This is a genomic window from Stenotrophomonas mexicanensis, from assembly GCF_032911605.1.
Taxonomy (GTDB): Bacteria; Pseudomonadota; Gammaproteobacteria; order Xanthomonadales; family Xanthomonadaceae; genus Stenotrophomonas; species Stenotrophomonas maltophilia_A.
The window spans coordinates 24,919-47,322 of the sequence record NZ_JAWJTG010000024.1 but is presented as its reverse complement, the minus strand read 5'-3'; the positions used below and the strand labels follow the sequence as shown (position 1 = coordinate 47,322).

Annotated in this window: 22 protein-coding genes; 10 read left to right on the top strand and 12 right to left on the bottom strand. The window is 67.3% G+C overall.

The window, feature by feature from the left end; genetic code table 11:
- Positions 1–54: 54 nt before the first annotated feature.
- The 6 genes from recJ to dapB form a co-directional block, all read right to left on the bottom strand.
- Positions 55–1,812 (bottom strand): single-stranded-DNA-specific exonuclease RecJ, encoded by a 1,758-nt coding sequence (recJ, locus tag R1L06_RS11935; RefSeq protein WP_317217804.1) that lies wholly within the window; start codon positions 1,810–1,812, stop codon positions 55–57.
- A gap of 160 nt (positions 1,813–1,972) precedes the next feature.
- On the bottom strand, positions 1,973–2,890 hold the full coding sequence (locus tag R1L06_RS11930) for a phosphoglycerate mutase (RefSeq protein WP_189719519.1): 918 nt from the start codon (positions 2,888–2,890) through the stop codon (positions 1,973–1,975).
- A 4-nt stretch (positions 2,891–2,894) separates the two neighbouring features.
- Positions 2,895–3,359 (bottom strand): transcription elongation factor GreA, encoded by a 465-nt coding sequence (greA, locus tag R1L06_RS11925; RefSeq protein WP_026347191.1) that lies wholly within the window; start codon positions 3,357–3,359, stop codon positions 2,895–2,897.
- A gap of 8 nt (positions 3,360–3,367) precedes the next feature.
- Positions 3,368–6,610, bottom strand: coding sequence for a carbamoyl-phosphate synthase large subunit (carB, locus tag R1L06_RS11920; RefSeq protein WP_317217803.1), 3,243 nt, complete (start codon positions 6,608–6,610; stop codon positions 3,368–3,370).
- A gap of 148 nt (positions 6,611–6,758) precedes the next feature.
- Positions 6,759–7,886: a glutamine-hydrolyzing carbamoyl-phosphate synthase small subunit gene (gene carA, locus R1L06_RS11915; RefSeq protein ID WP_042358678.1), complete on the bottom strand. Its 1,128-nt coding sequence runs from the start codon at positions 7,884–7,886 to the stop codon at positions 6,759–6,761.
- Between the two features lie 309 nt (positions 7,887–8,195).
- Entirely contained in the window at positions 8,196–8,924 is a 729-nt protein-coding gene (gene dapB, locus R1L06_RS11910; RefSeq protein ID WP_080291787.1) for a 4-hydroxy-tetrahydrodipicolinate reductase, read from the bottom strand.
- A 90-nt stretch (positions 8,925–9,014) separates the two neighbouring features.
- On the opposite strand from dapB, the gene R1L06_RS11905 reads away from it, so the two are divergent.
- The 4 genes from R1L06_RS11905 to R1L06_RS11890 all read left to right on the top strand — a co-directional run bounded on the left by R1L06_RS11905 (position 9,015) and on the right by R1L06_RS11890 (position 11,391).
- The gene (locus tag R1L06_RS11905; protein ID WP_428992381.1) at positions 9,015–9,776 is read left to right on the top strand and encodes a 3-oxoacyl-ACP reductase; all 762 of its coding nucleotides are present in this window, start codon (positions 9,015–9,017) and stop codon (positions 9,774–9,776) included.
- 4 nt (positions 9,777–9,780) lie between these two features.
- The gene (locus tag R1L06_RS11900) at positions 9,781–10,176 is read left to right on the top strand and encodes a MerR family transcriptional regulator (RefSeq protein WP_317217802.1); all 396 of its coding nucleotides are present in this window, start codon (positions 9,781–9,783) and stop codon (positions 10,174–10,176) included.
- Positions 10,177–10,231: 55 nt separating this feature from the next.
- Positions 10,232–10,813, top strand: a complete 582-nt coding sequence (locus tag R1L06_RS11895; RefSeq protein WP_134952024.1) for an NAD(P)H-dependent oxidoreductase — start codon at positions 10,232–10,234, stop codon at positions 10,811–10,813.
- 116 nt (positions 10,814–10,929) lie between these two features.
- A complete protein-coding gene (locus R1L06_RS11890) occupies positions 10,930–11,391 on the top strand; it encodes a DUF4304 domain-containing protein (RefSeq protein ID WP_317217801.1) in 462 nt (153 codons plus the stop codon).
- 69 nt (positions 11,392–11,460) lie between these two features.
- Here R1L06_RS11890 and R1L06_RS11885 read toward each other — a convergent pair whose 3' ends face one another.
- Genes R1L06_RS11885 through R1L06_RS11875 form a run of 3 tightly spaced genes read right to left on the bottom strand, consistent with a single transcriptional unit; the run spans position 11,461 to position 13,831 of the window.
- Positions 11,461–11,715, bottom strand: a complete 255-nt coding sequence (locus R1L06_RS11885) for a DUF6587 family protein (RefSeq protein ID WP_317217800.1) — start codon at positions 11,713–11,715, stop codon at positions 11,461–11,463.
- Complete coding sequence (gene feoB / locus R1L06_RS11880; RefSeq protein WP_049400127.1) at positions 11,715–13,580, bottom strand: ferrous iron transporter B; 1,866 nt, start codon at positions 13,578–13,580, stop codon at positions 11,715–11,717. Before feoB ends, R1L06_RS11885 begins: the two co-directional genes overlap by 1 nt.
- Positions 13,577–13,831: a FeoA family protein gene (locus R1L06_RS11875; protein ID WP_032128790.1), complete on the bottom strand. Its 255-nt coding sequence runs from the start codon at positions 13,829–13,831 to the stop codon at positions 13,577–13,579. The genes feoB and R1L06_RS11875 overlap by 4 nt, the downstream gene beginning before the upstream one ends.
- 119 nt (positions 13,832–13,950) lie before the next feature.
- Here R1L06_RS11875 and R1L06_RS11870 point away from each other — a divergent pair, with 119 nt between their 5' ends.
- From R1L06_RS11870 to R1L06_RS11845, 6 genes are all read left to right on the top strand, one after another.
- The gene (locus R1L06_RS11870) at positions 13,951–14,739 is read left to right on the top strand and encodes an enoyl-CoA hydratase/isomerase family protein (protein ID WP_317217799.1); all 789 of its coding nucleotides are present in this window, start codon (positions 13,951–13,953) and stop codon (positions 14,737–14,739) included.
- Positions 14,740–14,741: 2 nt separating this feature from the next.
- Entirely contained in the window at positions 14,742–15,143 is a 402-nt protein-coding gene (locus tag R1L06_RS11865; protein WP_317217798.1) for a VOC family protein, read from the top strand.
- Entirely contained in the window at positions 15,140–16,036 is an 897-nt protein-coding gene (locus R1L06_RS11860; RefSeq protein WP_008268685.1) for a hydroxymethylglutaryl-CoA lyase, read from the top strand. Before R1L06_RS11865 ends, R1L06_RS11860 begins: the two co-directional genes overlap by 4 nt.
- A 100-nt stretch (positions 16,037–16,136) precedes the next feature.
- Positions 16,137–16,907, top strand: coding sequence for an SDR family oxidoreductase (locus R1L06_RS11855; RefSeq protein ID WP_075674580.1), 771 nt, complete (start codon positions 16,137–16,139; stop codon positions 16,905–16,907).
- A gap of 49 nt (positions 16,908–16,956) precedes the next feature.
- Complete coding sequence (gene yeiP / locus R1L06_RS11850; RefSeq protein ID WP_005409468.1) at positions 16,957–17,523, top strand: elongation factor P-like protein YeiP; 567 nt, start codon at positions 16,957–16,959, stop codon at positions 17,521–17,523.
- Positions 17,524–17,617: 94 nt separating this feature from the next.
- Positions 17,618–18,046 (top strand): hypothetical protein, encoded by a 429-nt coding sequence (locus R1L06_RS11845; protein ID WP_317217797.1) that lies wholly within the window; start codon positions 17,618–17,620, stop codon positions 18,044–18,046.
- Between the two features lie 50 nt (positions 18,047–18,096).
- Here R1L06_RS11845 and R1L06_RS11840 read toward each other — a convergent pair whose 3' ends face one another.
- The 3 genes from R1L06_RS11840 to R1L06_RS11830 all read right to left on the bottom strand — a co-directional run bounded on the left by R1L06_RS11840 (position 18,097) and on the right by R1L06_RS11830 (position 22,398).
- Positions 18,097–18,792, bottom strand: a complete 696-nt coding sequence (locus tag R1L06_RS11840; RefSeq protein ID WP_317217796.1) for a COG3650 family protein — start codon at positions 18,790–18,792, stop codon at positions 18,097–18,099.
- 83 nt (positions 18,793–18,875) lie between these two features.
- Positions 18,876–19,268 carry a nuclear transport factor 2 family protein gene (locus R1L06_RS11835; protein WP_032128783.1) on the bottom strand — a complete coding sequence of 131 codons (393 nt, stop codon included), beginning with the start codon at positions 19,266–19,268 and terminating at the stop codon, positions 18,876–18,878.
- Positions 19,249–22,398: a multidrug efflux RND transporter permease subunit gene (locus R1L06_RS11830; protein ID WP_317217795.1), complete on the bottom strand. Its 3,150-nt coding sequence runs from the start codon at positions 22,396–22,398 to the stop codon at positions 19,249–19,251. Before R1L06_RS11830 ends, R1L06_RS11835 begins: the two co-directional genes overlap by 20 nt.
- Between the last annotated feature and the right edge of the window lie 6 nt (positions 22,399–22,404).

Below are 22,404 nucleotides of genomic sequence, written 5' to 3'. Positions count from 1 at the left end.
AGTCGCAAGTGGCAAACAAGGCACAAGCGACTTAATCCCCTCCGTCCCCTTTTTTCATGCAGGCAGGCAGTGCTCGACGATCAGCTGGATGGCGCTGCCGCCACGATAGTCATCGCAGGCCAGCCGATAGGCCAGATGCACATGACGGCCGGGTGCGTTGCCGTGCCAGCCGCCGAAATGGATCGCATTGATCGTGCCAGGCACGCCCGGCAGGCGCAGTTCCAGCTTCAGGTGGCGCTCCTTCAGTACGCGCCAGTTGGCCACTTCGAAGTGGCCGTCGAACAGCGGCTCGGGGAAGCCCTGGCCCCACGGTCCGGCAAGGCGCAACGCATCGGCGTGGCGATGGTCCAGCTCGTCGGCGGCCAGTTCGCCGTCGCTGAGAACCTGCTGCTGCAATGCCGCGGGGTCGAGCATCTCCAGCACCACGGCGATGAAGGCGGTCTTGAAGTCATCGACGTGATCCAGCCGCATGCTCAGGCCAGCCGCCATGGCATGCCCACCGAAACGTTCGATCAGTCCCGGGTGGCGCGCATCGACCAGCGCCAGTGCGTCACGGATGTGCAGGCCGGGAATCGAGCGCGCCGAACCACGCAGGGTGTCGGCACCGGGTTCGGCCGGGGCGAAGGCGATCACCGGGCGATGCAGGCGGTCCTTCATTTTCGATGCGACCAGGCCGACCACGCCCGGGTGCCAATCGGCATCGAACAGGCAGGCCGCCACCGGGCGCTGGCCGGCCATGTCCAGCACCACGCGGGTCAACGCCTGCTCGGCGTCGTCAGTCATCGACTGCTGCACGGCGCGCCGTTCCGAATTGATCTGCTCCAGCGTCTGCGCGATCTCGCGCGCCTGGCGCGGGTCTTCGGTCAGCAGCAGCGCGATGCCCAGCGCCATGTCTTCCAGCCGGCCCGCAGCGTTCAGGCGTGGGCCGAGTGCGAAGCCGATATCGGTGGCGGTCAGTCGCGCGGCATCACGGCCACTGGCTTCGATCAGCGCACGCAGGCCGACACAGCCCTGCCCCGCGCGCAGCCGGCGCAGGCCCGCGCTGACCAGTGCACGGTTGTTCGGATCCAGCGCCACCAGGTCGGCGACGGTGCCGACCGCCACCAGGTCCAGCAGCGTGGTCAGGTCAGGCCCCTTGCCATCGGCAAAGACACCGGCCTCGCGCATCTGCCGGCGCAACGCCATCAGCACGTAGAAGATCACGCCGACACCGGCCAGCGATTTGCTGGGAAAGGCATCACCATCCAGATTCGGATCGACGATGACATCTGCCGGCGGTAGCTGCGGGCCGGGAAGATGATGGTCGGTGACCAGCACCTGCCAGCCACGCGCCTTGGCCGCAGTCACACCTGCGTGGCAGGCAATGCCGTGGTCGACCGTGACCAGCAGGTCCGGCTGCAGCTCGGCCAGCTCCTCCACCAGCGACGGCGACAGGCCGTAGCCGTGCACCATGCGGTTCGGCACCGCGTGGAAAACATGCTGCGCGCCGAGCATGCGCAGGCCGCGCACACCGACCGCACAGGCGGTAGCACCATCGCAGTCGAAATCGCCGACCACCAGGATGCGCTTGTCGTTGGCGATGGCCTCGACCAGCAGGCCCACTGCATCGTCGATGCCGGTCAGCAGCTCGGGGGCATGCAGGCTGCCCAGCTTCGGCAGCGCCAGTTCCGGTGTGCCTGCGCCACGACTGGCGTAAAGCCGCGCCAGCAGCGGCAGCGTGCCCTCCGGCCAGCTGCCGGGCGCGACCGTATCGCGGCGGCGGATCATCGGCGTATCAGAGGTGGGCTGCACGGCATCGGCGGCAAGGGACATCGGCATCGCCGGCTACGAAAGACAGAGGGATGATACCGCGCGCGGGAGAGGCTGGCGGGATTGTGCCCGGCAGCTGCGGTAGTGCCGGCCGCTGGCCGGCAACCCCGGCAAACGTCCAGGGTCAGAGCCGTTTTCCCATGGAAAACGGATCCGACCCCGCTCAATCGTGAAGCTGCCGCGGCTTCTTCCAGAACTGCCAGCGCTGTCCGCGATCCAGCTGGAACTGCAGGCCATCCTCGAAATCCAGCACCAGCCGCTGCAGCTCGCCACGCTTCAGCGCAGCCAGCAGCGGACGGATCGCATCATTGCCGAGCTGCTGCAAAGAGCGCAGCTGGCGCAGGTCGACCAGTGCATCCACCGCCTGCTCGCCATCCACGGCCACGCCTGCCGCCAGAGCCAGGCCCTGCAGCAGGGCATCACGACTGCGCACCTGCGCATGCGCCGTACTGACCGACACCGGCATCACGCCGCCACCCCAGAACCACAGCGAATTGATCGGCTGTTGTCCCTGCGCGGCGCGCTGCTGGTTCCAGGAATGGTTGTGCAGCAGCACCTGCGCTTCGGTCATGAGCGCCCGCCAGCGGCGGCCACCCTCGCCTTCCGGCAGGTGCGAGAACAGGTCATCGCCCAGCACCTCGTCCGGACTGTCGAAGTCCGGCAGGGCCAGGTCGATCGGAAGCCGCAGGTACCAGCGCGAAGGGTCCGGTGCGTCGAGCACGAACCCGGCATCGGCGAACAACGGCTGAAGCACCGGCAGCAGGGCCAGGCAGTCGGCCAGGGTCGGCCGCAACGTTTCGCCGTAGGCCATCATCCGCGCGCCGTGCATGTCCGGCACCATGCAGGCCGGATCGGCACGCAGCCAGCACGCGCCGGCAGCATCGCCGACGTCACGCTGGCGGCTCAGTGCGGCCACCGGCCAGTGCGGCGCGGCGACCGTGAAATGGCGCTGCAGCTGTGCCCGCTCGCCGGCTTCGAACTGCGAGGCGTTGGCGCGGCCCAGGGCACGCGCCACGTCATCAGGCAGCGCAGCCGCGGCAAAGCGGCTGCGCGCGGGCAACAGCAGGGTCGCCGTTGCCACCGGGTCAGTCCACGTAGCTGACGCTGACGATCTCGTACTCGCGCTGGCCGGCCGGGGCGTCGATCACGATCGAATCGCCTTCCAGCTTGCCGATCATCGCGCGCGCCACCGGCGAAGAGATGGCGATCAGGCCCAGCTTGATGTCCGCTTCCAGGTCACCGACGATCTGGTACTTCTTCTCTTCGTCGGTTTCCACGTCGGCCAGAGTCACGCTGGCGCCGAACACCACCTTGGAGCCGGCATTGAGCTTGCTCACGTCGATGATCTCGGCGTGCGACAGCTCGCCTTCCAGCTGCTTGATGCGGCCTTCGATGAAGCCCTGCTCCTCGCGCGCGGCGTGGTACTCAGCGTTCTCCTTCAGGTCGCCATGCTCACGCGCTTCGGCGATCGCAGCGATCACCTTCGGGCGCTTGACCGACTTCAGGTGATCCAGTTCGTCGCGCAGCTTCTGCGCGCCCTTCATCGTGATGGGGGCTCTCATGCATTCAACTCCTTGTGCAGCTCCTGCAGCGACCAGACGGGGCCGGTGCCGCGGAATTCCAGTGAATCCACCAGCGCCTTGGCGCCGGCAATGGTGGTCGAGTAGGTGACGCGATGCTGCAGCGCCTCGCGACGGATCGAGAACGAGTCGTTGATCGCCGAACGACCTTCGGTCGTGTTGACGATGTAGACGATCTCGCCGTTCTTGATCGAGTCGACGATGTGCGGACGGCCTTCGACCACCTTGTTGATGATCTCGCAGTCCATGCCGTGCTGCTGCAGCCACGCGGCGGTGCCACGGGTGGCGACCAGGCTGTAGCCACGCGCCAGCAGTGCCTTGGCCACCGGCAGCACGCGCTTCTTGTCCGGATCGCGGACCGAGACGAAGGCCTTGCCGACCGGCGGCGCCTTGATGCCACCGGCTTCCTGCGCACGCGCGAAGGCGGCGTTGAAGGTGCGGCCGACGCCCATCACCTCACCGGTAGAGCGCATTTCCGGCCCGAGGATCGGGTCGACGCCCTGGAACTTGGCGAACGGGAAGATCGCTTCCTTCACCGAGTAGTAGTCCGGCACGATTTCCTTGGTCGCGCCCTGCTCGGCCAGCGTTTTGCCGGCCATGCAGCGGGCGGCGATCTTGGCCAGCGGCATGCCGGTGGCCTTGGACACGAACGGCACGGTGCGCGAGGCACGCGGGTTCACTTCCAGCAGGTAGATGGTGTCGGCACCTTCATCGCTGGTCTGGATCGCGAACTGGGTGTTCATCAGGCCGACCACGTTCAGGGCCTTGGCCAGTTCCACCACCTGGCGACGCAGCTCGGCCTGGGTTTCAGCCGACAGCGAGTACGGCGGCAGCGAGCACGAGGAATCGCCCGAGTGCACGCCGGCTTCTTCGATGTGCTCCATCACGCCGCCGATCAGGACGTTGCCCTGGGCATCGGCAATGATGTCGACGTCGCACTCCACGGCGTTGTCGAGGAAGCGGTCCAGCAGCACCGGCGAATCGTTGGACACCTTCACTGCGTCGCGCACGTAGCGGGCCAGGTCGGCTTCGCCGTAGACGATTTCCATCGCACGGCCGCCCAGTACGTAGCTCGGGCGCACCACCAGCGGGTAGCCGATCTCGCGGGCCAGCAGCAGGGCTTCCTGGTCGTTGCGGGCGATGCGGTTCGGCGGCTGCTTCAGGCCCAGCTTGTCGACCAGCTGCTGGAAGCGCTCACGGTCTTCGGCCAGGTCGATGGAGTCCGGGCTGGTGCCGATCACCGGCACGCCGTTGGCTTCCAGCGCGCGCGCCAGCTTCAGCGGGGTCTGGCCGCCGTACTGCACGATCACGCCCTTCGGCTGTTCCAGTTCGACGATTTCCAGCACGTCTTCCAGGGTCAGCGGTTCGAAGTACAGGCGGTCGGAGGTGTCGTAGTCGGTCGACACGGTTTCCGGGTTGCAGTTGACCATGATGGTTTCATAGCCATCCTCGCGCAGCGCCAGTGCCGCGTGCACGCAGCAGTAGTCGAACTCGATGCCCTGGCCGATGCGGTTCGGGCCACCACCCAGGATCATGATCTTGTCGCGGTTGCTCGGCTCGGCCTCGCACTCGTCCTCGTAGGTCGAGTACAGGTAGGCGGTGCCGGTGGAGAACTCACCGGCGCAGGAATCCACGCGCTTGTAGACCGGGCGCACCTTGTGCGCACGACGCAGCGCGCGGATGGCGGCTTCGTTGGTACCAGTCAGCTGCGCCAGGCGTGCGTCGGAGAAGCCAGCGCGCTTCAGCTTGCGCAGGCGGGCGGCGTCCAGCGCGTCGATGCCACCGGCAGCGACTTCGGCTTCGGCCGCGATGATTTCCTCGATCTGGTCCAGGAACCAGTGATCGATGAACGACAGCGCGTAGATCTCTTCCACGCTCATGCCGGCGCGGAACGCATCGGCGACGAAGAACAGGCGCTCCGGGCCCGGGGCCTTCAGCTCGCGGCGCAGGGTCTGCAGGTCTTCTTCATTGCTCAGGTCCAGGCCGGTCGGGTCGAAGCCGACCTTGCCGGTTTCCAGGCCACGCAGCGCCTTCTGCACCGACTCCTGGAAGGTACGGCCCATTGCCATCACCTCGCCCACCGACTTCATCTGGGTGGTCAGGCGGGCATCGGCGGCCGGGAACTTCTCGAAGGCGAAACGCGGGATCTTGGTGACGACGTAGTCGATCGACGGCTCGAACGAGGCCGGGGTCAGGCCACCGGTGATTTCGTTCTTCAGTTCGTCCAAGGTGTAACCCACGGCCAGCTTGGCGGCGACCTTGGCGATCGGGAAGCCGGTGGCCTTGGAGGCCAGCGCCGAGGAACGCGACACGCGCGGGTTCATCTCGATGACGACCACGCGGCCGGTCTTCGGGTTGATGCCGAACTGCACGTTCGAGCCACCGGTATCGACGCCGATCTTGCGCAGCACGGCGATGGAGGCATCGCGCAGGCGCTGGTATTCCTTGTCGGTCAGGGTCTGCGCCGGCGCCACGGTGATCGAGTCACCGGTGTGCACGCCCATCGGGTCCAGGTTCTCGATCGAGCAGACGATGATGCAGTTATCCGCCGTATCGCGGACCACTTCCATCTCGAACTCCTTCCAGCCCAGCACCGACTCTTCCACCAGCACTTCGGTGGTCGGCGACAGTTCCAGGCCGCGGCTGACGATCTCGACCAGCTCTTCGCGGTTGTAGGCGATGCCGCCACCGCTGCCGCCCAGGGTGAAGCTGGGGCGGATGATGGTGGGGTAACCGACGCGGGTCTGGATTTCCAGCGCTTCGTCCAGGGTGTGGGCGACGGCGGCGGTCGGGCATTCCAGGCCGATCTCACCCATGGCGACGCGGAACAGCTCGCGGTCTTCGGCCATGCGGATCGCTTCGCGTTTGGCGCCGATCAGCTCGACGTTGTACTTCTCCAGCACGCCGTTGTCGGCCAGGTCCAGCGCGCAGTTCAGCGCGGTCTGGCCACCCATGGTCGGCAGCAGTGCATCGGGCTTTTCCTTGGCGATGATCTTCTCGACCGTCTGCCAGTTGATCGGCTCGATGTAGACGGCGTCGGCCATCTCCGGGTCGGTCATGATCGTGGCCGGGTTGCTGTTGACCAGCACCACGCGGTAACCCTCGTCACGCAGGGCCTTGCAGGCCTGGGCGCCGGAGTAGTCGAACTCGCAGGCCTGGCCGATGACGATCGGGCCAGCACCGATGATGAGGATGGTCTTGAGGTCAGTGCGCTTGGGCATTTTCTTCTCTAAGTCAGTACAGCGTGACAAGGGGGGTGATCGCACGCTGTCGATCAGGAATCTTGATCCGCAGCGCCGCGCCAGCGGCAGCAGCGTTGCGGGGTTTACGGTCCATCGCGACGCCACCGGGGGGCCGGCGGCGTACTGATCACGCCTTGGCCTGCTCCATCAGCACCACGAAGCGGTCGAACAGCGGACCGACATCGGTCGGGCCCGGCGACGCTTCCGGGTGGCCCTGGAACGAGAACGCCGGCACGTCGGTGCGGGCGACACCCTGGTTGGTGCCATCGAACAGCGAGCGGTGGGTCACGCGCAGGGTCGCCGGCAGGGTCGCTTCATCGATCGCGAAGCCGTGGTTCTGCGAGGTGATCATCACCCGGCCGCTGTCCAGGTCCTGCACCGGGTGGTTGGCACCGTGGTGGCCGTGGCCCATCTTCATGGTCTGCGCGCCCGAGGCCAGGCCCAGCAGCTGGTGGCCCAGGCAGATGCCGAAGGTTGGGATCTTCACGTCGATGAAGGTTTTGATCGCTTCGATGGCGTAGTCGCACGGTTCCGGGTCACCCGGGCCGTTGGACAGGAACACGCCGTCCGGCTTCAGTGCCAGCACTTCGGCGGCCGGGGTCTGCGCCGGCACCACGGTCACTTCGCAGCCGCGCTCGGCCAGCATGCGCAGGATGTTGGTCTTCACGCCGAAGTCGTAGGCCACGACCTTGAACTTCGCCGGCACGCTGACGAAGGCGTTGGCGTCCAGGTCCAGCTGGCCCTCGGTCCAGGTGTAGGTCTTCTCGGTAGTGACGACCTTGGCCAGATCCATGCCCTTCAGCCCCGGGAACTTGCGGGCAGCTTCCAGTGCCTTTTCCACGTCGATGTCACCGGCCATCAGCGCACCGTTCTGCGCGCCCTTCTCGCGCAGGATGCGGGTCAGCTTGCGGGTGTCGATACCGGCGATGGCGACCACGCCGCGCTGGATCAGCCAGTCCTGCAGCGACACCTGGCTGCGCCAGTTGCTGGGACGGCGGGGAACATCGCGCACGATCAGGCCGGCCGACCACACCTTGGACGCTTCATTGTCCTGGTCGGTCATGCCGGTGTTACCGATATGCGGATAGGTCAGCGTGACCATCTGCCGGGCGTAGGACGGGTCGGTCAGCACTTCCTGGTAGCCGGTCATGGCGGTGTTGAACACCACCTCACCGACGGACAGGCCGGGCGCGCCTACGGATTCGCCCTCGAATACGGTGCCGTCTTCGAGGACGAGGATTGCGGCTTGGGTCACGGGAATCTCACTTTGGCTACCGAGGGGGCTGCCGAAGTCACGCCTGCGCTTCACGGAAATCCGGTTGCAAAAAAGCGCGGACGTGCGGTCTGGGACCGGTCCGGCTTTCGTGATTCGGCGAGTGCGAATTGTAGCGCTGCCGGGGCGCTCGCGCCAGCGGTTATCGCACTTCATGAACAGGCGATTGCGCATTCATTTCAATCCGGCGGCGTATGCGGGGCCGCCATGACCCTGGTAGACGCCAACCTTGGTTGGCGCTTCCCGGAAAGCCTGCCAACCAAGGTTGGCATCTACCATCGGCCTGGACCGTTACCGGGGGCCGTCCAGCAGGTCCCGCACCCGGTAGCTGCCCGGGGCGCGGCCCTGCAGCTGGCGGGCGGCGAACAGCGCGCCGCGGGCGAAAATGTCGCGGTTGGTGGCCCGGTGCACCAGCTCGATGCGCTCACCCAGGCCGGTGAACTGCACCAGATGCTCGCCGACGATGTCACCGGCACGCAGGCTGGCGTAATGCGGCTCCGCCCCACCCCGCTGCGCGGCCGCGCCCAGGGTCAGCGCGGTACCCGACGGCGCGTCCTTCTTCTGCGTGTGGTGCGATTCGACGATGTCGCAGTCCCAGCCGGCCAGCGCCTGCGCCGCGCGCTCGACCAGCTCGTCCAGTACCGCCACGCCCAGGCTGAAATTCGACGCCCAGACCAGCGGGATGGACGCCGCCGCGGCCTCCAGCGCCTGCCGCTGTGTGCTGGAGATGCCAGTAGTGCCCGAGACCAGGCCCGCACCCCGCTCCACGCATAGCGCCAGCATCGGGTCGAAGCCCTCCGGCAGGCTGAAGTCGATCGCCACATCGAACACCGGCGCACCAGGCAGTTCGCTGGCGCCGAAGAACGGCACGCCGTCGACCACGCGCTGGGTCGGCGCACGGCCGGTTACCGCAGCCACGATCTGCAGGGTTTCGGGATGTTCGGCGGCCAGCCGCAGCAGGGCCTGGCCCATGCGCCCGGAGGCACCGTGAATGAGCAATCGCAGGGGAGTCTGGTTCATGCCTGCAGGCTAGCGGCAGCACGCCCGCTCCGGCAAGCGCCATCGCTGCTACGCTGCATGCCCTTTCATGCAATGGATGGCAGCTCCTTCATGCAGATCAGCGAACAGCTGGTGCTGGTCACTGGCGCCGGCCGCGGCCTTGGCAAGCACATCGCCCGCGCCTTCGCCGCCCAGGGCGCCCGCGTCATCATCAACTACCACCGCAGCGAAGCCGCCGCACGTACGCTGGCCACTGAGCTGGGCGGACAGGCGATCGCGCTGCCGGCCGACGTCACCGACCGCGCCCAGGTCGATGCGATGCTGCAGCACGCACTGGCCCACTTCGGCCAAGGTGTCACCACCGTGGTCAACAACGCGCTGGCCGCTTTCTCGTTCAATGGCGATGCCCGCGACGGCGCCGCGGAAATCGGCTGGCCGGCCTTCCAGGCGCAATTCGAGGGCAGCGTGCGTGGCGCACTGAACACCGTGCAGGCCGCCCTGCCCGGCATGCAGGCCCGCCGCTTCGGCCGCGTGATCAACATCGGCACCAACCTGTTCCAGAACCCGGTGGTGCCCTACCACGACTACACCGCCGCCAAGGCCGCACTGCTGTCGCTGACCCGCACCCTGGCCGGCGACCTCGGCCCGCATGGCATCACCGTAAACATGCTGTCCGGCGGCCTGCTGCGCACCACCGATGCCAGTTCCGCCACGCCGGAAGCAGTATTCGACTACATCGCCGCCAACACCCCGCTGCGCAGCGTCACCACCCCGGCCGAATTCGCCGATGCCGCGCTGTTCTTCGCCAGCCCGTGGTCACGCGCGGTGACCGGCCAGAACCTGGTGGTGGATGGCGGACTGGTGCGGGACTGAGCCGATGCGCATCTCCGAGGTCAGCCGCCTGACCGGTGCCAGCGCCAAGGCCATCCGACTGTACGAGGCGCGCGGCCTGCTGCCGCCGGTGCCACGACTGAACCGCTACCGCGACTACAGCGAACAGGACGTGGCCTGGGTGCAGCTGATCCGCCAGGCGCTGGGGCTGGGTATCACGCTGGCGGCAATCTCGCGCCTGCAGGGCCGCCACGGGCGGCTCGACTGGCAGGCAGTGCTGACCCTGCTTGAGCAGCAGCGCAGCCGCATTGCCAGCGAGCGGGCACGGCTGGCGCAGGTCGAGCTCGACCTGCAGCAGGTCAGCGACGAACTGCAGCAGTGGCTGCTCTCCGGCAGCAATGACTGCGTGCTGGAACCCAGCGGCTGCACGACCCAGGCTTGACTCTGCCCTTGGGGCAGACCGCAGCCTCGCGCACTTTCCATTGCCCGAGGTTGCCGTGTCCCGTTCCATCCTGATCCTGCTCGGCCATCCCGACCGCGACAGCCTGTGCGGCGCCCTCGCCCAGCGCTATGCCACCGCCGCCGAGAACGCCGGTCATCGGGTGCGACTGATCGCACTGGGCGACCTTGAGTTCGATCCCGTGCTGCGCCATGGCTACCGCCAGATCCAGCCGCTGGAAGCCGATCTGCAGGACGCCGCCGATGCGATCGAGGCCTGCGATCACCTGGTGCTGGTCTATCCCACCTGGTGGGGTGCGATGCCGGCGTTGTTGAAGGGCTTCTTCGATCGCGCGCTGCTGCCGGGGTACGCCTTCCGCTACCGGCGCGATTCGGTGTGGTGGGACCGGCTGCTGGCCGGGCGCAGCGCGCGGGTGATCACCACGCTGGATACGCCGCCCTGGTACTACCGCTGGATCTACCGCGACCCGGGCATCACCCAGATCCGCGCCACCATTCTGGAATTCTGCGGCATCCGCCCGGTGCGGGTCAGCCGTCTCGGTGCGGTGCGCAGCAGTACCCCAGCACAACGCAGCAAGTGGCTGGCGCTGGCAGCAGAGCTGGGTTCACGCGCCAGGTAGATCCACGCCATGCGTGGATGAAATGCCGGCCACGTTCCATGTGTCGCGTTTGCCAATTGACCGCCAGGCACTGCGCCTCAAGGCTGTGGGCACTTTTTACGGCCCAGGCAAAGCCCATGAAATCCTCGACTGTCTTCAGCAAGTGCGCCAGGAAGACCGGCTTTTCCGGCACGTCGACGACCCGCTACCGCTTGCTGGATGCCGCCCTGCTTGTCGTCAATCACCAACGCGCCAGCGAAAGCCGGGGCTTCTATGTGAATGCCGGGCTCTACTTTCCAGAACTGCTCGCGTATCCCCTCGCGCCTGACGACCTTGAAACCGCCTTCAGATACCGCTCCAGCATTCCCACGCCTCATGTCGACTGGCGGATCGAAGAGACGCCCGGCCTGCGCCGGGCTTTTATCCAGCAGGATCTGGATGATCTGCTGGAGGCCGGCAATCGCGATGGGATGAAATGCCTGCTGCTCGGTGCCCTTGCCGACGTGGCGGGCTTCGCGGCAACCCATGGAAACCGCGAGTCGGTGCGGCGATTGAATCAGGACGGGAACTTCCGCGCGCTCATCCGCAGAGAGGTCTAGCAGATCCACGCCATGCGTGGATGGACTCCAGGAGTGTGCGGACCAAGGTTCGCACCTACCAAGACACATTCAGTGCTGTTTGGGCGACGTCGGCCCGCAGCTGTCGCAACCGCCACAGGCGCCACCGCCTCCGCTCACCGGCGGTGCGATCTTCCGCCCCAGCGCCTGCATCCAGGCGGCGCGGCCCGGCTTCAGCAGGGCCAGCGCAAACGCCCCGCGCAGCTTGCGCACGGTGCCGGGGAACTGCTTCTTCAGCACCACCCAGGCACTGACCAGTACGGCCACCGCGATGATCAGGTACTGGATCAGCAGGCCGGTATCCATCAGCCGCCTCCCAGCGCCTTGGTCACCTGGTAGGTGATCAGCGCCGCCACGTAGGCCGCAGCAAACAGGTAGAACGCCGAGAAGGCCATCGTCTTCCACGAATTGGTCTCGCGCTTGATGGTGGCCAGCGTCGAGATGCACATCGGGGCGTAGATGTACCAGACCAGCAGCGACAGCGCGGTGGCCAGCGACCAGCCATCGCTGATCAGCGGGGTAAGCGCCTGGCTGGCGGCATCGTCATCGGCCGCCGACAGCGCGTACACGGTGGCCAGCGAGGACACCGCCACTTCGCGCGCGGCCAGGCCCGGAATCAGCGCGATGCAGATCTGCCAGTTGAAGCCCAGCGGCGCGAAGAACACCGCCATCGCATGGCCGATCTGGCCCGCATAGCTGTAATCGATGGCCGGCATGGTGGCGCCGGCCGGGGCCGCCGGGAACGACAGCAGCACCCACAGCAGGATGGTCAGCGCCAGGATGATGCCGCCGACACGCTTGAGGAAGATCATGCCGCGCTCGTACAGGCCGACCGCCAGGTCGCGCACGTGCGGCAGGCGGTACGACGGCAGCTCCAGCATCAGCGGGTGCTCGCTCTTGTCGCGGCGCCACTTCTTCATGATCCACGACATCGCCAGTGCACTGAGAATGCCGGCCGCATACAGGCCGAACAGCACCAGGCCCTGCTGGTTGAACACGCCCCACACCGTCTTCTGCGGGATGAACGCACCGATCAGCAGCGCGTACACCGGCAGGCGTGCGGAACAGGTCATCAGCGGCGCCACCAGGATCGTGGCCAGGCGGTCACGCGGGTCCTGGATGCTGCGCGTGGACATGATGCCCGGCACCGCGCAGGCGAAGCTGGACAGCAGCGGGATGAACGAACGGCCGGACAGGCCGGCGGCCGCCATCATGCGGTCGAGCAGGAACGCCGCACGCGGCAGGTAGCCGGATTCCTCCAGCACCAGGATGAAGAAGAACAGGATCAGGATCTGCGGCAGGAACACCACCACACCGCCGACGCCGGCGATGATGCCGTCGGTCAGCAGGCTGGCCAACGGGCCTTCCGGCAGCACGCTGCCAACAAACGCACCAAGCCAGGCGAAACCGGCCTCGATGCCGTCCATCAACGGTGTCGCCCAGGCATACACCGCCTGGAAGATCAGGAACATTACCACCGCCAGGCTGATCAGGCCGAACACCGGGTGCAGCAGCCAGCGGTCCAGCGCGTCGTCGACTTTGGCGGTCCGTGCCGGCATGCGCACGGCCACCGACAGGATCTCGCGCACCTTGGCGTGGTAGTCGATGCCACCTTCCGGGCCCGGCACCGGCGCATCCAGGTGCGGCACCATCGCATCAAGGCGTTCGACCAGGGCCTTGGCGCCCTGCTTGCGCACCGCCACGGTTTCCACCACCGGCACGCCCAGCTCGCGCTCCAGCGCGGCCACGTCCACCTGGATGCCACGGCGCTGGGCCGCATCGACCATGTTCAGCGCAACCACCATCGGCTTGCCCAGCTCGCGCAGTTCCAGCGCGAAGCGCAGGTGCAGACGCAGGTTGGTGGCGTCGATCACGCACAGCAGCACGTCCGGTGCAGCCTCGCCCGGGTAGAAGCCCCGGCACAGGTCACGGGTGATCGCCTCGTCCAGGCTGGCCGGGTGCAGGCTGTAGGCACCGGGCAGGTCGAGTACGGCGAACTCGCGGCCGGACGGCGCGCGCAGGCGGCCTTCCTTGCGCTCGACGGTGACGCCGGTGTAGTTGGCAACCTTCTGCCGGCTGCCGGTCAGCTGGTTGAACAGCGCGGTCTTGCCACTGTTGGGGTTACCTACCAGCGCAATGCGCAGGGGCGCGGTAGAAGTTGCAGCGGTCATGCGCGACGCTCCTGGCGGTTGGCGTCGACCACGACGCGCTTGGCTTCACTGATACGCAGCGCAAACCGGGTAAACCCGACCTGCACCAGCAGCGGCTCGCCACCGACCGGGCCCTTGGCCACCAGGCGCACTTCCTCGCCCTTCACGAAACCCAGCTCGCGCAGGCGACGGGCGATGGCATCGTTGGCATGGAGGTCCTGCACGGACTCGACCACGGCCGAGGCGTGCAGCGGCAGTTCGGACAGCGTCATCTAGCGCATTCTCTGCTGGATGTAAATGGTTCTCGATTCTAACATTCCCGCGTCGCGTCATGGCCCATGACCAATGGCCCGCTATGATCCATACAGGTATGGAGTGACCCTGGAATCCCATGAACGATGCTTTGCAGATCGAGCGCAGCGGCGCCGTCCTCACCCTCTGGCTGAACCGGCCCGAGCTGCACAATGCCTTTGACGCCGGCTTGATAGCGCGGCTGACCGCCGCCCTCGAAGCCGCCGGACGCGACGACGCGGTGCGCGCGGTAGTGGTGGCCGGCCACGGCGCCTCCTTCTCGGCCGGCGCCGACATGCAGTGGATGCGTGGCATGGCCGCCGCCAGCGAGGCCGACAACCGCGAGGACTCGCTGGCCCTGGCGCGGCTGATGCGCACCCTGGACGAGCTGCCCAAGCCAACCCTGGCCCGGGTCCACGGCGCGGCCTTCGGTGGCGGCGTCGGCCTGGTCGCCTGCTGCGACATCGCCATCGCCAGCACCGCGGCGCGATTCGGCCTGACCGAAAGCCGCCTCGGCCTGCTGCCAGCGGTGATCTCTCCCTACGTGATCGAGGCCATCGGCCCGCGCCAGGCGCGCCGCTGGTTCGCCACCGGCGAGCACTTCGATGCCGATACCGCACTGCGCATCGGCCTGGTCCACCAGCTGGTCGAGCCGGAACGCCTGGACGAGGCCGTGCAACGCCAGCTGGCCCTGCTCGACAAGGCCGGCCCGATCGCCTCGTCCACCGCCAAGCAGCTGGTGCGGCAGGTCCGCGACAGCCATGACCGCGACGCCCTGGATCGGGATAATGCCGCCCTGATCGCGCGCCTGCGGGTGTCCGCCGAGGGCCAGGAAGGCCTGAGCGCCTTCCTCGACAAGCGCGCGCCCCACTGGGTCACGGAAGCCTGAACATGCTCGATCATCTTGGTTTGACCAGCGCCGACCTGGCGCGCAGCAAGACCTTCTTCCTGCAGGCGCTGGCGCCGCTGCAGATCGGCGTGGTGATGGAAGTGACCGCCGAACAGACCGGCGCGCACGACCACATCGGCTTCGGCAGCGAGGGCAAGCCGTTCTTCTGGCTCGGCAATGGCGGTACCGCCAGCCACGGCGTGCATGTGGCCTTCGCCTGCGCCAGCCGCGCCCAGGTGGACGCCTTCCATGCCGCCGCCCTCGCCGCCGGCGGCCGCGACAACGGCGCTCCGGGCCTGCGCCCGTGGTACCACCCCGACTACTACGGCGCCTTCGTGCTCGACCCGGACGGCAACAACATCGAGGCGGTCTGCCATCGCCCCGTCAACGAGGTGGCCGCATGAGCGACTACGTCCGCATCGTCGAGGTCGGCCCGCGTGACGGCCTGCAGAACGAAAAGCAGTCGGTGTCCACCGCCGACAAGATCGAACTGATCAACCGCCTGTCGGCCACCGGTCTGCGCAGCATCGAGGCGACCAGCTTCGTCAGCCCGAAGTGGATCCCGCAGCTGGCCGACGCCGCCGAGGTCTATGCCGGCATCCAGCGCCGGCCCGGCATCCACTACCCGGTGCTGGTACCGAACGAACAGGGCTACGACCGCGCCCGCGCGGTGGGCGTGGAGGAAGTGGCGGTGTTCACCGCAGCGTCCGAGGCGTTCAACCGCACCAACACCAATGCCGGCATCGACGAATCGCTGGCCCGGTTCGAGCCGATCCTGCGCCGCGCCGCCGCCGATGGCGTGCGCGTGCGCGGCTATGTCTCTACCGTGCTCGGCTGCCCCTACCAGGGCGAGGTGCCACTGGCCGACGTGGTGCGGGTGGCGCGTGCCCTGCACCAGATGGGCTGTTACGAAATCTCGCTGGGCGACACCATCGGCGTCGGCACCCCGCGCAAGGCACGGGCGATGCTGCAGGCGGTTGCCGCCGAGATTCCAATGGCGGCACTGGCCGTGCACTTCCACGACACCTACGGCCAGGCCATTGCCAACATCGCCACCTGCCTGGAAGAAGGCGTGCGCGTGGTCGACAGCGCGGTGTCCGGCGCCGGTGGCTGCCCGTATGCCAAGGGCGCCAGCGGCAACGTCGCCAGCGAGGATGTGGTCTACCTGCTGCAGGGCCTGGGCCTGGACAGCGGCGTGGACCTGCCGGCACTGGCCGAGACCGGCCGCTGGCTGGCCGGTCTGCTCGGCCGCGCCACTGCCAGCCGCACCGGTCAGGCACTGGCCGCCGCCGGCTGACCGTTGCACTGCGACGCCCTGCAAAGGCGGCGCAGTGCACAACAGCGGCGGCCGCGGCTTCCGTTAGAATCGGCGGTTCTCGAACCTGCAGGACCGTTCAATGCAGCTGTCTTCCGTACGTGCCGTGATCACTGGCGGCGTTTCCGGCCTCGGCCTGGCCGTGGCCCAGCACCTCGTCGCCCAGGGCGGCAAGGTGGCCCTGTTCGACCTCAACGACGACAAGGGCGCCTCCGCCGTTGCCGATCTGGGTACCGACAAGGCCCGCTATTTCAACGTCAACGTCAGCGATGAAGCGGCCGTCTCGGCAGCCATCGACCAGGCCCACGATTTCCTCGGTGGCCTGAACGTGGCGATGAACTGCGCCGGCATCCTCGGCGCCGGCCGCGTGCTGGGCAAGGAAGGCCCGATGCCGCTGGCCGGCTTCCAGGGCACGGTGATGGTCAACCTGGTCGGTAGCTTCAACGTCGCCAAGGCCGCGGCCAACCGCATGCAGCACAACGAGGCCGGCACCGACGGCGAGCGCGGCGTGATCATCAACACCGCCAGCATCGCCGCCTATGAAGGCCAGATCGGCCAGGCCGCGTATGCCGCCAGCAAGGGCGGCGTGGTGTCGATGACGCTGCCGATGGCGCGCGAACTGTCGCGCTTCGGCATCCGCGTCAATACGATTGCTCCAGGCGTGTTCTGGACGCCGATGGTCGACGGCATGCCCGAAGCCGTGCAGCAGTCGCTGGCCGCGTCGATCCCGTTCCCGTCGCGCCTGGGCAAGCCGGAAGACTTCGCCAGCCTGGTTGGCTTCATCCTCGGCAACACCTACCTCAATGGCGAGACCATCCGCCTGGACGGCGCTACCCGCCTCGCTCCGAAGTGATTCCCCCCGGGCGCCGGGACGGCGCCCTCCCCCAACGACCTAGATCACCATGAAAGCCAACGACATCAAGAAGGGCAACGTCGTCGAGTACAACAACGGCGTGTACCAGATCCGCGACATCGAGCGCAGCTCGCCGCAGGGTCGCGGCGGCAACGTCCGCTTCCGCTTCATCATGTACAGCGTGCCGGGCGGCAACAAGCTCGACGCCAGCTTCGATGCCGACGACAACCTGGTCGAAGTCGAACTGCTGCGCCGCCAGTCCACCTATTCGTACAAGGACGGCGATGCCTTCGTGTTCCTCGATGACGAGGACTACACCCCGTACACCCTGGACGCGGACGTGATCGGCGACGACGCCGGCTACATCACCGACGGCCTGACCGGCATCTACGTGCAGGTGATCGACGAGCAGCCGGTGGCGATCCAGCTGCCGGCCTCGGTGGTGCTGGAAGTGATCGAGACGCCGCCGGAACTGAAGGGCGGCACCGCCACCAAGCGCCCGAAGCCGGCCAAGCTCAACACCGGCATCGAAATCATGGTGCCGGAGTACATCGTCAACGGCGAGCGCGTGCTGGTGAACACCGCCACCGGCGAATTCGCTGGCCGTGCCGACTAAGCGCCTTGCGCTGATCGGTTGTCTGTCCCTGCTTGCGGCATGTTCGCCGCAGGCAGCGGACAATGCTGCCGACGCCACGCCAGCCGAACCGGCCGTGACCGCCGCACCAGCGGTGGAGGCACCGGCCGCCGTGGAGGCCATCGCCGAAGCGGAGCCCGCTACCGAGCAGCCCTCGGGCGAAGAGGACCTGGACAAGGTACGTGCAGCCGCAGGCTGTCCGGTCCCGGAGGATGTGTATGACGTCGACGACGTGCGCATCTACTGCGCGATGCCGGCCGACGTGCAGGCCTTCCTCGCGCGCGAGAACACCTGCCAGCATTTCGCCGGCGAAGAGCCGTACGACGACGAGCGTCGCCGTGAACTGGAAGAGGCCAGCGCCAAATACTGCGAAGGCCGCGAGAAGAACTTCACCGATCTGGTCGCGCGTCATCGCGGTGACTGCGCTGTCCGCGCAGCGCTGATCGGGATCAACGGTCGCTATGACCTGGACTTCGATCTCGACCTGAAGCCCTGCGGGGGCTGATCGATGCACGCCGGGCATGGCCCGGCGTCACCGATCCGCGGAATCGGGCGTTACTTCGCGCCGAAATTGCCGCAGCCGTGGTACTGGCGGGTGCCGATGGTCAGGTTCACCTTGGCCTCGAACGCCTCACCACTCATGTCGTCCTGGCAGGTGGTGCGCTGGAAGCTGAGCTTGACGTCGGTACCGTCGGATGCCTTGCCACTCCATCCGTCGGCCCCCTCGGTGGGCTTGGCCACATCGAAGCGGCGCTCGCCGTAATCGACTTCCACCTGCAGGCCCGGCGCACCGCCGTCAACGACTGCAAGCCAGCCGGGTTCATTGCCGGTGGCACGGAACGCGGCATTGCCGGCGCTGCCATCGCCTTCGGTGGCTTCGACCGCATGGCACTCGCGATCGGCCTCGCCCTTCAGGCTCAACAGGCCGTCATCGCTGCCCTTGGTCCAGAAGCTGTTGCCCTGGCCATCGCCATACTTCGCGCCCGACGCCGCACGCTCGGAGGTCATGGCGAAGGTACGTTCGCCGATCACTACCGTCGCCGCATCCTCGCCATTGAAGGTCGCGCGCACGTTCAGATCACCACACCGGTACATGGTCTCGCTGCCGGTACCGGCGCCGGTGCTGGCAGCCGGTTCGGGCGCGGCCGGCGGCGCGGCATCAGTGCCGCCCGCAGCGGGTGGCTGTGCCGGCTGGCACGCGGCCAGGACCAACCCGAGGGAGGCTGCCAACAGACTGGGGACTACACGCATGGCTCGACTCCTTGTCGACACTACAGAGATCTTCGACCCTACCACCTGCCGGTGAGCGGGGCCTGAAAGCGGCCTGACCGCACTCACGCGGCCAGCACCGCCATCGACAGCAGCTGTGCGCCACTGTCGCCGGAACTGCAGGTCCAGACCCGCAGCAGGCGCAGTTTCAGCTCGCGCTCCTGACCCTGCCCGCGCACCGACAAGCGCACGTCACTGGACAACAATGCCAGGCGTCCGCACAGCAGCGTTTCCACCGCGTACGATTGCAGGCTGCTCACCCGCAGGTTCCCGGCCAGCCAGTCGCCCAGCCAGGGCAGATCGAGCATGCGCCCGCCCTGCCCATCCATCATGAACAAGGCCGGCGATACCAGCGCGGTCAGCGCATCGTGGTCGTCATCCAGCAATGCCTGCCGCAGGCGCTGTTCCAGCGCTGCCAGCTGCCGCTCATGCAGGTCTTCAACGATGTCCCGTTCCATCCACGGATCCTTCCGGCATCGGCCGGCGCCTGCGCAGGCGTTGCGCGATCCACTGTCGCGCGCCCTGCACCACTACATAGAAGACCGGTACGAAGAACACCGCCAGCACGGTCGCACTGACCATGCCGCCGAACACACCGGTTCCAATCGCCTGCTGGGTTTCCTTCGACGCGCCCTGTGCCAGCATCAGCGGCACCACGCCCAGCGCAAACGCCAGCGAGGTCATCACGATCGGCCGCAGGCGCAGCCGTGCCGCCTCCAAGGCCGCTTCGACCAGGCCACGGCCCTGCTGCTGCAGCTGGCGTGCGAACTCGACGATGAGGATCGCGTTCTTCGCCGACAGCCCGATCACCGTGATCATGCCGACCTTGAAGAACACGTCGTTGGGCATGCCGCGCAACAACACGGCCGCGACCGCACCGAGCAGCCCCAAGGGCACCACCAGCATCACCGCCAGCGGAATCGACCAGCTCTCGTACAGCGCCGCCAGCACCAGGAACACCACCAGCATCGACAGCAGCAACAGCCACGGCGCCTGCGCACCGGATTCGCGCTCCTGCAGCGACTGGCTGGTCCATTGCAGGGCGAAGCCAGACGGCAGCTTCTCCGCCAACCGCTCCATCTCCGCCATCGCCTGGCCGGTCGACACGCCGGAGGCCGGGGCGCCGGACAGATTCAGCGCCGGGAAGCCGAGATAGCGCTGCAGCTGCAGCGGCGCCTCGGTCCAGTGCGGGGTCACCAGTTCGGACAGCGCCACCATGCCGCCCTCGCTGTTCCGCACGTACAGCTTCAGCACGTCCTCCAGTTCCATCCGGTGCGAGGCGTCTGCCTGCAGGATCACCTGCTGCAACCGGCCCTTGTTGGGGAAGTCATTGACGTACTGCGAGCCCATCGCAGCCGACAGCGTGCTGCTGATGTGTTCGAAGCCCACGCCCATCGCCTCGGCCTTGGCCCGGTCGATGTCCAGCCGCACGCTGGTGCCGGCCGGCAGGCCATCGGCATGCACCTCGGACAGCAGCGGGCTGGCCTCGGCCAGCTTCAGCAGCTGCTGCAGGGCCGCGCGTAGTTCGGCCTGGCTCTGCCCAGTACGCGCCTGCAGGGCGAGCGAGAACCCGGACGAACGGCCCAGGCTGTCGATCGCCGGCGGCATCACGCTCATCACCTCGCCCTCGGCAATCGTGGACATCGCCTTCTGCGCGGCATCCACCTCGCCGGCCGCGGTGGCGCCTGCGCGCTCGCCCCAGTCCTTGAGCATGGTGTAGGTCAGCGCCGCGCTCGGGCCGGAACCGGAGAAGCTGTAGCCGAGGATCGACTGGTTGGAGCCGATGCCCGGGCGTGACGCCACATGCCGCTCGTAGGCTTCGACCACGGCCAGCGTGCGCTCGGCGGTGGCTTCGGCCGGCAACTGGATCGAAGTCATGAAATAGCCCTGGTCTTCTTCCGGCAGGAATGCGCCCGGCAACCAGTGCAGGCCCAGCAGCAGCGCCACCACCAGTGCGGCGAACACGCCCATCACCCGCCCACTGCGCTGCAGCACCGAGGCCACGCCACGCTGGTAGCGCCCGGTCATCTTCTCGAAGCCACGATTGAAGGCACCGAACAGCCCGACACGACCATGGTGTCCATGGGTATTCGGGCGCAGCAGGGTCGCGCACAGCGCCGGCGTCAGGCTCAATGCCAGCAGCGCCGAGAACAGGATCGACACCGCCATCGCCACGGTGAACTGGCGGTAGATCGCGCCCACCGAGCCGCTGGCCAACGCCATCGGAATGAACACGGCGGTCAGCACCAGGGTGATGCCGATCACCGCACCGGTCAGCTCACGCATCGCCTTGATGGTGGCCTCGCGCGGCGGCAGTCCTTCCTCGGCCATGATCCGTTCCACGCCCTCGACCACCACGATGGCGTCGTCGACGATGATGCCGATCGCCAGCACCATGCCGAACATGGTCAGCACGTTGATCGAGAAGCCCAGTGCCAGCATCACCGCGAAGGTGCCGAGCAGCGCGATCGGTGCGACCAGCGCCGGAATCAGCGTGTAGCGCCAGTTCTGCAGGAACAGGTACATCACCGCGAACACCAGCAGCATGGCCTCCAGCAGCGTCTGCACCACCTTCTGGATCGAGATCTTCACGAACGGTGCGGTGTCGAACGGAATGCTCGACTCCACGCCGCGCGGCAGCAGCGGCGCCAGTTCGGCCATGCGCTCGCGTACCGCCGACGCGGTGCGCACTGCGTTCGCGCCAGGACGCAACTGCACGCCGGCGGCGGTCGCTGGGTGGCCATCCTCGCGGGTGCCCCACGCATAGCTCTGCGCGCCCAGTTCGACGCGGGCGACATCGCCCAGCACCACCCGTGAACCGTCTGCCCCGGCGCGCAGCACGATGGCTGCGAACTGCTCCGGCGTGGACAGCTGCCCATCGGCGCTGAGCGGCACGGTGATGCGCTGGCCCGGAACACCCGGCGAATCACCGATGCGTCCCGGCGAGATCTCCAGGTTCTGCTGCTCGATGGCGGTGGCCACATCGCCCATGGTCAGGCCGTAGCCGGTCAACCGGGTCGGGTCCAGCCAAACGCGCATCGCCTGTTCGGCACCGAACAGCTGCACGCGGCCGACGCCATCGATGCGGCGCAGCTCTTCGATGATGTTGCGCGCCATGAAATCGCCCAGCGCGGCTTCGCTGACGCTGGCATCCGGCGAACGCAGGCCGACCAGCATCAGGAAGCCGGAATCGGCGGCCTCCACGAACAGGCCGTTCTGGCGCACGCTGCGCGGCAGGCGCGGCTCGATCGCCTTGATCCGGTTCTGCACGTCCACCTGCGCCAGCTCCGGGTTGGTACCGGGCTTGAAGGTCGCAGTGATCGAGGCTTCGCCGGAGGTGTCCACCGACGATTCGAAGTACAGCAGGTGCTTGACGCTGGACAGCTCGCGCTCGATCAGCCCGACCACCGCATCATTCAGCGTCTGCGGGCTGGCACCCGGGTAGCTGGCATAGATGCTGACACTGGGCGGCGCGACCGCCGGATAGCGCTCCACGGCCAAGCGCGGAATCGCCAGTACGCCGGCCAGGATGATGAAGATCGCCAGCACCCAGGCGAACACCGGGCGATCGATGAAAAAACGTGCCATGTTGGA